This window comes from Streptomyces phaeochromogenes (assembly GCF_001418655.1).
Classification (GTDB): Bacteria; Actinomycetota; Actinomycetes; order Streptomycetales; family Streptomycetaceae; genus Streptomyces; species Streptomyces phaeochromogenes.
Genome location: NZ_LIQZ01000124.1, coordinates 1 through 8,448, shown reverse-complemented (window position 1 = coordinate 8,448; position 8,448 = coordinate 1). Strand labels below are relative to the sequence as shown.

Here is an 8,448-nt window from a genome sequence, read left to right as displayed (position 1 = left end):
GCCCGGCCGCGCAATCTTCAGCCCCTCCGGCGTTTGAGGAGCGGGGGTTCGGGGGCGGAGCCCCTGAGTCAGGGACGGGAATGGGTAGGGGCGGCGGGGGCGAGATCGATGACTGACGACGGGCCGCGGAACCTGTACGAGGCCATGGCGCTGGCCGCCCCGGACGGCATCGTCGCGGTGGACGCCGACGGATGCGTCCGGGCATGCAACCCGGCCGCGGCGACACTGCTGGAGCGCCCCGCGGACGAACTGATCGGCTCGGTGTTCGGCTTCCCGCTGGTCCACGGGGAGGCCACCGAGGTCACACTGGTCCTGCCGAACGGCCGCAGCAAGGTCGTCGAGATGCGCGTCACCCTGGCCAGCCTCGACGACCGCCGGCTGTACGTGGCCGCCCTGCGCGACGGAACCCGCCGACGGCAGGCGGACCACGTCCTCCAGTCCGCCCTGGAACACCAGAGCGTGGTCGCCGCGGTGGCCGCGCACCAACTGCACAACCCGCTCGCCGCCCTGGGCGCCCTGGTGCACGTACTGAAGGAGCCGCCGCCCGACCTGACGGACGAGGGGCGGGCGCAGCTGGTCGAGCGGATCGCCGAGCGCACGGACCGGCTGCAGTCGCTCGTCCGCAAGCTGCTCACCGCCGCCCGCATCGACGGCGCGTGGCAGCAGGGCGTGCCGGAAGCGGTGGCGGTGCTGGGCTTCCTTCTGGAGCGGCTCGCCGAGTCCGCGGCCCGCGGCCGTGATCTGCGGCTGGCCGTCCCGGCGCATCTGGTGGCCCGCGTCGACCGGGTCGGCTTCGCCGAGATCATCACCAACTACCTGGAGAACGCCCTCGCCTACGGCCGGGAGCCCGTGGAGATCACGGCGCGCGCCACCGGCGGACACATCGAACTGTCCGTCGCGGACCACGGTCCCGGTGTGCCCGAGTCCTTCGTCCCGCACCTCTTCGAGCGCTACCGCCGCGACCCCGCCACGGCGGCGGCCACCGAGGGCACCGGCCTCGGCCTGTGGATCGCCCGCAGCCTGGCCCGCGCGAACGGCGGCGACGCCTGGTACGAGCCCGGCCGGCCGAGCGGCGCCGTGTTCTGTGTGAGCCTCCCTCAGGAACCGCCCAGCACACGGGCGTAACGCACCTCCGGCACCTCGACACCGTCCACCTCGAAGGGCTCCTCCGCGCCGTCCGGTGCGAAACCGGCCTTCTCGTAGAAGCGGCGCGCGCTCGCGTTCTCCCGGAGCACCCACAGCAGCATCCGGCCGTGTCCCGCGGCCGTGCAGCGGGCGACGGACTCCCGCAGCAGGGCGCGGCCCACACCGTGCGCGAGCCGGTCGGGGGCCACGTAGATCGCGTACAACTCGGCGTCCGCGGTGCGGACTTCGCCGTCCCGGTACGGGCCGTGGCACGCCCAGCCGACGACGTCGCCGTCCCACTCCGCGACCAGGCTCTCCACGCCCACACCGGCCCCTTCGAAGCGGGCCCGCAGCCGCTCGACGTCCTCCGCAGGGTCGAGCCCGTCGAGGTACGCCTGCGGCATCATGCCCTGGTACGCCGTCTGCCAGCCGCGCACGCGGATCTCGGCCACGCGGGGACAGTCGGCCAGGGCCATCTCGCGGACGTGGAGGGTGGCGAAAGGGGCGCGGAGGCGTTCGTCCATGGCGGCACCCTAGGCGGCCGTGGGGGAGGGGTCCCGTGAATTTCGGCGGGCCCGTGGACGCCCGGGCGGCACCCGCTACTTGCCCCGGCGGCACCCTCGGCCCACTCGGGCGGCACCCGCGACTCACTCGGGCAGCAGCGCGAACGCCTCGATCTCCATCAGGAAGTCCGGGCTCACCAGGGCGGCGACCTGCACGGCCGAGGCGGCCGGGAGGCGGCCTGGGGATATGTGCTCGTCCCGGGCCGCGCGGACGGCCGGCATGTACGCCATGTCCGTGACGAAGAAGGTCAGCTTGACCACGTCGTCGAAGGTGGCCCCGGCCGAGGCCAGACAGCGCCGCAGGTTCTCGAAGACCTGACGGGCCTGCGCAGCCGGGTCGCCCTCCCCGACGAGCTTGCCGTCCTCGTCGAGCGCGAGCTGGCCCGAGACCGCCACGAAGCGGCCCGTGCCCATGACGACGTGGGTGTACGCGGCGGCGGGGGCGACCCCGTCGGGGGCGGAGATGCGCGTCAGTTCGGCCATGGATCAATCCTGCACCACGCCACTGACAACGCCCCCGACGGGCGCCGCCGCTCACCTTCCGGGGCTCAGCCCCGGAACCCGAGCAGCCCGTGCAGCGTCGTGCCGCGCGAGGCCGAGGCCTTCTTGCTCAGCGGCTTGGGGTCGGGCAGCGGCTTGCACACCGCGTCGACCTCACCGCCGCTGCGCGGCACCCTGCCGTCGGCCAGATACGTGGCCAGGTGCTTGTCCAGGCAGGCGTTCCCGCTCAGCGTGATGCCGTGGTTGCCGCCGCCCTGCTCGACCACCAGGCTGGAACCGCGCAGCAGGTGATGGAGGATGCGGCCGCCCTCGTACGGGGTGGCCGCGTCGTTCGTCGCCTGGAACAGCAGCACCGGCGGCACCGAGTCGTTGGAGACGTCCTCGGGCTCCAGGGAGTCCGTCGGCCAGAACGCGCACGGCGCGTTGTACCAGGCGTTGCTCCAGGTCATGAAGGGCGCCTTCTCGTACACCTCCCAGTTGTCCTCGCGCCACTGCTCCCAGTCGCGCGGCCAGGACGCGTCACGGCACTGCACCGAGGTGTAGACGCTGTAGCTGTTGTCGCCCGCGGGGTCGACGGCACCGAAGTTCTCGTACGCCTCGACCAGCGGGTCGTCGTTCTTGTCGTTCACGAAGGCCGCGAACGCCTCGGCGAGATACGGCCAGTAGCCGTTGTAGTAGCCGCCGGGGACGAACGTGTCCTCCAGTTCGGAGGCGCCCACCGTCTTGTCCGCGGGCTTCTTCGCCAGGGCCGCCCTCATCGCGTACCACTTGGTCTCGATCTTCTCCGGATCGGTGCCGAGCCTGTACTTCGCGTTGTGTTTGGCGACCCAGGCCATGAAGGCCCGGTGACGGTCGTTGAAGGCGTGGTCCTGCGCGAGGTTGTCCTCGTACCAGACACCGGTCGGGTCGACGATGGAGTCGAGCACCATGCGCCGTACGCGGTCCGGGTGGAGCTTCGCGTAGACGGCGCCCAGGTAGGTGCCGTACGAGTACCCGAAGTAGTTGATCTTCTTGGCGCCGAGTGCGTGCCGGATCGCGTCCATGTCATGGACCGCGCTCACGGTGTCGAGGTACGGCAGGAGCTTTCCGTACTTCGTGCCGCACGCCTTCGCGAAGGCCTTGACCCGGTCGAGGTTGGCCTTCTCCAGGGCGGGGGTGCTCGGCAGGGAGTCGGGGCGTACGGGCGTGAAGTGCCCCGGCTTGCAGTTCGGGGCGGGCTTGCTGGCGCCCACGCCGCGCGGGTCGAAGCCGATGACGTCGTACTGCGAGGCCACCGCCTTCGGCAGCGTGGCCGCGACGAAGCCGGCGAGCGTGAGACCGCTGCCGCCGGGGCCGCCCGGGTTCACCAGGAGCGGTCCCTGGGACTTCTTCGCGGTGTGCGGGACCCGTGACAGCGCGAGCGTGATGCGCTCGCCGTGCGGGTCCGTGTGGTCGAGCGGCACCTTCAGGGACGCGCACTGGAGCGTCGGATAGGAGGTGGTGCCGCACTTCTTCCAGGTGAGCTTCGCCTGGTCGGCGGAGGGAGTGGTGCGCGGTGCGGTCGCGGAGTCCGCGCTCGCGCCGGCCGGGATCGCGGTGATCAGTCCGGCCACCACGGCAGCGGCACCGCACAGAGCAACTGCGCGTCGGTTCACGATGAATCGCCTCGCATCGATGTTCCGGGCAGGGATTCTGGCCTGATGCTCGAGCCGGGGGCCGGGGATCGTCCCCCGGGGAGGTGCAGCATCGGACCTCCCAGGACGGAGGGTGTGGGCCGTGCACGCCACGGCCTTCGCCGTATCGTCCCGGGGTGGGCGCCCGGAAGAACCGGTTCCGACAGGAGTTTGACCCGATCGGGCCGCGCGATGCGCCCGGATGCAGCTGAGAAGCGCTGGTCGGAGCGGGTGGCGGTGCCGGTCGGAGAAAGGCGCGCTGCCGGTCGGAGAAGGGTGAACTGCCGGTCAGAGAAGAGTGAGCTGGGTCGGCTCCGGGAGGGCCGGTTCGGCGGGTGCCGGGATCCTGCGCGGCATCCCCGCGCGCGTGGGGCCTATCCCGTACTCCTCGGCCAGTTCGTGGACCTGGCGGGTGATCCGGCGCTGGTACCACTTCGGGGCGTAGGCACCCTCCGCGTACAGCCGCTCGTAACGGCGCACCAGATAAGGGTGGTGGTGTGCCAGCCAGCTCATGAACCACTCGCGCGCCCCCGGCCGCAGATGCAGCACGAGCGGTGTGACCGAGGTGGCGCCGGAGGCCGCGATCGCCCGTACCGTCGCGCGCAGCTGGGACGGGTCGTCGCCCAGGAAGGGGATCACCGGGGCCATCAGGACCCCGCAGTCGATGCCGTGCTCGCTCAGCGTGCGGACGGCGTCGAGGCGGCGTTCCGGGGCGGGCGTGCCCGGCTCCACGGTCCGCCACAGCTCGTGGTCGATGAAGCCCACCGAGACGGAGATCCCGACCTCGGTCACCGAAGCGGCCTGCTTGAGGAGGTCGAGGTCACGCAGGATCAGCGTGCCCTTGGTGAGGATGGAGAAGGGGTTCGCGTGGTCGCGCAGGGCCGCGATGATGCCGGGCATCAGCTGGTAGCGGCCCTCGGCGCGCTGGTAGCAGTCCACGTTCGTGCCCATCGCTATGTGGTCGCCGAGCCAGCGCCGCGAGCCGAGATGCCGTCGCAGCAGCTCCGGGGCGTTCACCTTCACCACGATCTGGCTGTCGAAGCCGAGGCCCGTGTCGAGGTCCAGATAGCTGTGGGTCTTGCGGGCGAAACAGTAGACACATGCGTGCGTGCATCCCCGATACGGGTTGACCGTCCACTCGAAGGGCATGCGCGAGGCGCCCGGCACCCGGTTCACGATCGACTTGGCCCGGATCTCGTGGAACGTGATTCCACGGAACTCCGGGGTGTCGAACGTACGTGTGGTCACCGCGTCCGCGCCGAACAGCGCGGCGTCCCTCGGCAGGTTGCCGCCGGACTCCACTGTGAGGTTCTCCCAGCGCATGACGCCTCCTCGGTAGCACTGAACACAGAATAGAACACATGTTCCCTTGATCGTGCGAACTCACATTCGACGGGCGCGGCGTCCGAGGCGTCAGGGCCTTGAGGGGACCCCGATTTGGGCGGCTCGACCGCCTGATGGTTGGCTGAGCGCTGACCCCCGAGATCCCGAGTGCTGGAGGAACGCAATGGCGCAGGTCGAGGCCACCACTGAGCGAGTCGTAGCGGCTCAGCCCGACGACGTGTTCGACGCGCTGGCCGACTACACCGGCACGCGTCCGAAGGTCCTGAGCGAGCACTTCAGCGAGTACGAGGTGCGCGAGGGCGGTGACGGAGAGGGCAGCCTCGTCCACTGGAAGCTCCAGGCCACGAGCAAGCGTGTCCGCGACTGCCTGGTCGAGGTGAGCGAGCCCACCGACGGCGAACTCGTCGAGAAGGACCGCAACTCCTCGATGGTGACGACCTGGCGCGTCACCCCGGCCGGCGAGGGCAAGTCCCGTGTCGTCGTGACCTCGGTGTGGAACGGCGCCGGCGGCATCGGCGGCTTCTTCGAGAAGACCTTCGCGCCCAAGGGTCTCGGGCGGATCTACGACGAGGTGCTGGCGAAGCTCGCCACCGAGGTGGAGAAGTAGCCCTCGGCGCAGTCCCGGTGAGCGCCCGGAGGTTCTCGGCCGGGCGATTCTCACGCTCACCGTTTCGAGTGGTTTTCGGTATGGCTCCGTCGTACGCCGTAGGGCTCCCACCGGCGGTTACGCCCGTTGAGCTCCACTGACGGGCGACTCGTCGCGCTTGCTCCCAGTTGTCGCGTAATGCGAGAAATGGGCCGCGCAGGCGCGACGAGGGGAGCAGCACGTGGGCGGGACGACTCTGGCGGCGGGCGAACGCGGCGTTTCGGCTCCGGCCCCTGACACACCCCAAGGGCCGCCGGAGCCACCGCAGTTCGAGGAGCTCAGCCCGGCCCGCGTGCGGATGGTGTTCTTCGCGCTGATGCTGGCCCTGCTGCTCGCCGCGCTGGAGCAGATGATCGTCGCCACCGCTCTCCCGAAGATCGTCGGGGAGCTGCACGGCCTGGACAGGATGTCCTGGGCGATCACCGCGTATCTGCTCACCGCCACCGTCGGACTGCCCGTCTACGGCAAGTTCGGCGACCTCTACGGCCGCAAGGGCGTCTTCCAGTTCGCGATCGTCGTCTTCGTGATCGGCTCCGCGCTGGCCGGATGGTCGCGCACCATGGACCAGTTGATCGCCTTCCGCGCACTCCAGGGCGTCGGCGCCGGCGGACTCATGATCGGCGTGCAGGCGATCATCGCGGACATCGTGCCGCCCCGGGAACGCGGCCGGTTCATGGGCCTGATCGGCGCCGCCTTCGGCCTCGCGTCGGTCGCGGGACCGCTGCTCGGCGGCTACTTCACCGACCACCTCTCCTGGCGCTGGTGCTTCTACGTCAACGTGCCTTTCGGCCTGGTCACGCTCGCCGTCGTCGCCGTCGTGCTCAAACTCCCGAAGCCGACCGCCCGGCCCCGCCTCGACGTCCTCGGCGCCCTGCTGCTCGCCGCCGCCTCGACCTGCCTGGTCCTGCTGACGAGTTGGGGCGGAACGGAGTACGCGTGGGACTCGCGCGTCATCCTCGGGCTCGGCGTCGGAGCAGTCGCCGCCACGGCCCTGTTCCTCGTCGCCGAGCACTTCGCGGCCGAACCCCTCATGCCCCTGCGGCTGTTCCGCGACGGGGTCTTCAACGTCACCGGCCTGGTCGGCGTGATCGTCGGGGTCGCCCTCTTCGGAGCGGCCAGCTATCTGCCCACGTACCTGCAGATGGTCGACGGCGCCACCGCCACCGAGTCCGGTCTGCTCATGCTCCCGATGATGGCCGGCATCGTCGGCGCCTCGGTCGTCTCGGGCCAACTCATCAGCCGCAGCGGCCACTACAAGATCTACCCGATCCTCGGCGGCTTCCTCTCCGTCCTCGGCATGTGGCTCCTGTCGCGGCTGGAGGTCGACACGCCCCGGCTGCACTACAGCGTCTGGATGGCCGTACTCGGCGCCGGGATCGGGCTGGTCATGCCCGTACTGATCCTCGCCGTGCAGAACTCCGTGGACCCCCGCGACCTCGGCACCGCGACCAGCGCGAACAACTACTTCCGGCAGATCGGCGGCAGCGTCGGCGCCGCGATCTTCGGCACGCTCTTCGCCGACCGGCTCGCCGACTCCCTCGCCGAACGGCTGCCCGCCGGGGCCGGCCTGCCCGACCCCGAGTCCATCACCCCGCAGCTCGTCCACGCACTGCCCGCCGAGCTCCGCGACGGCTACATCGCGGCCTACGCCGACGCCATGCCGCGGATCTTCCTCTACCTCGTGCCGGTGCTCGTCCTGGGCCTGCTCGTCGCCTTCTTCCTCAAGGAGAAACCGCTGGTGTCCCACCACACCTCAGCCGCCCCCGAGACCACCGCGTCCTACAACTCCTCGGTCCCGCAGGCGCGTTCGTCGTACGCCGCCGGAGTGCCCGTCTGCGGCACCGTCCAGCACCCCGACGGCACCGTCGTGCCCCGCGCCGCGCTCACCCTCATCGACGTCGCGGGACAGCAGATCGGCCGGGGCGCGAGCGGGGACGACGGACGGTACGCGCTGTCGACGCCCGGCGCCGGGTCGTACGTCCTCATCGCCGCGGCCGGCGGGCATCAGCCGCAGGCCGTCAGCGTCACCGTCGGGGAGCGGCCGGTCGAGCTGGACGTCGTCCTCGGCGGCGCCGGACGGCTGGCCGGGAGCGTGGTGACGGCGGACGGGACGCCCGTACGGGACGCGATCGTCACGCTCACCAATGTGCACGGCGAGGTCGTCGCCACGACGCGCAGTGGGCGTGAAGGGGGTTACGTCATCACGGAGTTGGTGGCGGGGGAGTACACGCTGGCGGGGAGCGCGCCGGCGTTCCGTCCCGCCGCGCTGCCCGTGAGCGTGCAGGCCGCCAGGGAGACTCGGCAGGATGTCGAGCTCGCCGGTGGGGCGGTGCTTCGGGGGGCCGTGCGGGCCAGTGGGGGGCGGCCGGTCGAGGATGCGCGGGTGACGCTGCTGGACGCCGCGGGGAATGTGGTGGACACGTTGACCACCGGGGGTGACGGAACGTTCCGGTTCATTGATCTTTCCTCGGGGGAGTACACGGTGATCGCTGCCGGATACCCGCCGGTGGCTACCGTTTTGCAGGTGGCCGGGGGTGGGAGGACCGAACGGGATCTTCAGTTGGGGCATGAAGACTGAATACGGGGGGAGGGGCCGTCGTTGGGTGCGGGTTCGTGG

At 70.8% G+C, this 8,448-nt stretch carries 7 protein-coding genes; 3 read left to right on the top strand and 4 right to left on the bottom strand.

From position 1 onward, the window contains the following. Nucleotides 1-108: 108 nt before the first annotated feature. The gene (locus tag AOK17_RS17775; protein WP_055613474.1) at nt 109-1,125 is read left to right on the top strand and encodes a sensor histidine kinase; all 1,017 of its coding nucleotides are present in this window, start codon (nt 109-111) and stop codon (nt 1,123-1,125) included. On the opposite strand, the gene AOK17_RS17770 is transcribed toward AOK17_RS17775, so the two are convergent. The 4 genes from AOK17_RS17770 to AOK17_RS17755 all read right to left on the bottom strand — a co-directional run bounded on the left by AOK17_RS17770 (nt 1,098) and on the right by AOK17_RS17755 (nt 5,164). Beyond that, nucleotides 1,098-1,649 (bottom strand): GNAT family N-acetyltransferase, encoded by a 552-nt coding sequence (locus AOK17_RS17770; RefSeq protein WP_055613473.1) that lies wholly within the window; start codon nt 1,647-1,649, stop codon nt 1,098-1,100. The genes AOK17_RS17775 and AOK17_RS17770 overlap by 28 nt on opposite strands. Before the next feature lie 123 nt (nt 1,650-1,772). Then, a complete protein-coding gene (locus AOK17_RS17765; RefSeq protein ID WP_055613472.1) occupies nt 1,773-2,171 on the bottom strand; it encodes a RidA family protein in 399 nt (132 codons plus the stop codon). 65 nt (nt 2,172-2,236) lie between these two features. Continuing rightward, nucleotides 2,237-3,823: an alpha/beta hydrolase gene (locus tag AOK17_RS17760; RefSeq protein WP_055613471.1), complete on the bottom strand. Its 1,587-nt coding sequence runs from the start codon at nt 3,821-3,823 to the stop codon at nt 2,237-2,239. Between the two features lie 306 nt (nt 3,824-4,129). Then, nucleotides 4,130-5,164: an Rv2578c family radical SAM protein gene (locus tag AOK17_RS17755; RefSeq protein WP_055613470.1), complete on the bottom strand. Its 1,035-nt coding sequence runs from the start codon at nt 5,162-5,164 to the stop codon at nt 4,130-4,132. Between the two features lie 184 nt (nt 5,165-5,348). Here AOK17_RS17755 and AOK17_RS17750 point away from each other — a divergent pair, with 184 nt between their 5' ends. After that, nucleotides 5,349-5,792 carry an SRPBCC family protein gene (locus AOK17_RS17750; RefSeq protein ID WP_055613469.1) on the top strand — a complete coding sequence of 148 codons (444 nt, stop codon included), beginning with the start codon at nt 5,349-5,351 and terminating at the stop codon, nt 5,790-5,792. 220 nt (nt 5,793-6,012) lie between these two features. Continuing rightward, the gene (locus AOK17_RS17745) at nt 6,013-8,409 is read left to right on the top strand and encodes an MFS transporter (RefSeq protein ID WP_055613468.1); all 2,397 of its coding nucleotides are present in this window, start codon (nt 6,013-6,015) and stop codon (nt 8,407-8,409) included. The last annotated feature ends 39 nt before the right edge of the window (nt 8,410-8,448 follow it).

What these genes read in the sequence shown, in the direction of transcription:
- AOK17_RS17770 (WP_055613473.1), bottom strand. Translation starts at nt 1,649, where the DNA reads ATGGACGAACGCCTCCGCGCCCCTTTCGCCACCCTCCACGTCCGCGAG.
- AOK17_RS17775 (WP_055613474.1), top strand. Translation starts at nt 109, where the DNA reads ATGACTGACGACGGGCCGCGGAACCTGTACGAGGCCATGGCGCTGGCC.
- AOK17_RS17755 (WP_055613470.1), bottom strand. Translation starts at nt 5,164, where the DNA reads ATGCGCTGGGAGAACCTCACAGTGGAGTCCGGCGGCAACCTGCCGAGG.
- AOK17_RS17750 (WP_055613469.1), top strand. Translation starts at nt 5,349, where the DNA reads ATGGCGCAGGTCGAGGCCACCACTGAGCGAGTCGTAGCGGCTCAGCCC.
- AOK17_RS17765 (WP_055613472.1), bottom strand. Translation starts at nt 2,171, where the DNA reads ATGGCCGAACTGACGCGCATCTCCGCCCCCGACGGGGTCGCCCCCGCC.